The organism is Streptomyces chlorus (assembly GCF_042655885.1).
GTDB classification, from domain to species: domain Bacteria; phylum Actinomycetota; class Actinomycetes; order Streptomycetales; family Streptomycetaceae; genus Streptomyces; species Streptomyces chlorus.
In genome coordinates this window covers 1-670 of sequence record NZ_JBHSOA010000118.1, presented here as the reverse complement: position 1 = coordinate 670, position 670 = coordinate 1, and the positions used below count along the sequence as shown (strand labels likewise).

Genomic DNA, 670 nt, shown 5'->3' with positions numbered 1-670 from the left:
TGAGTGGAGAATTCCTCAACTCCCTTGCATGAACTGCGAAAACGCTAACTACCCGGCCTTGGGTGAAGCCCCCCCGGGGGCCCAGGTCTCGGGCAGGAACAGCCGCCAGTCGACCGCCGCCGAGGCATGATCGGACGCGAGGTGCAGTGAAACGCCCACCTGGCAGTTGGTGACCTTGCCCGCGGTGCCGGTGTACTGCCGCGACACACACGCCGAGGCATGGCCGTCCTTGAGGAAGCCGGTGTCGTCGAAGATCAGCGCCTTCGGCCGGATCGCCGCTTCCATCTTCCAGGCCAGCCGAGCCCGCACGTGCGCCGGATCCCACGGACTGGTCGTCACGAAATGGGCAAGAGCCTGCCGGTTCCCGTCCTCACCCAGCCGGGCCGCCATCGGCTCGACCGACTTGCGCTGCCCATCGGTGAGCAGACCCCGCAAGTAGACCTGCCCCCACCGACGCTGATCATTACGCGCGAACGGCTCGAAGACCTCTGCCGCGAAGTCCTCCAACTCGACACGCACAGATGCAATTTCCTCCGGAGTCACGCATCTTCAACGACACACCGGACCCACAGGACACGCACCATCAACGCCGACCTGACCAAGCCCTACTAGTGCAGGGTTCCTCTTTCGGGGCGTAGGTTGGTGGGGATGCTGGTTCGAGTTGGTGGAG

The 670-nt window shown here is 64.5% G+C and carries 1 pseudogene; it reads right to left on the bottom strand.

The features are described from left to right. Positions 1-54: 54 nt before the first annotated feature. A pseudogene (locus ACFPZI_RS33345) lies at positions 55-543 on the bottom strand (IS701 family transposase); the annotation flags it as partial. Between the last annotated feature and the right edge of the window lie 127 nt (positions 544-670).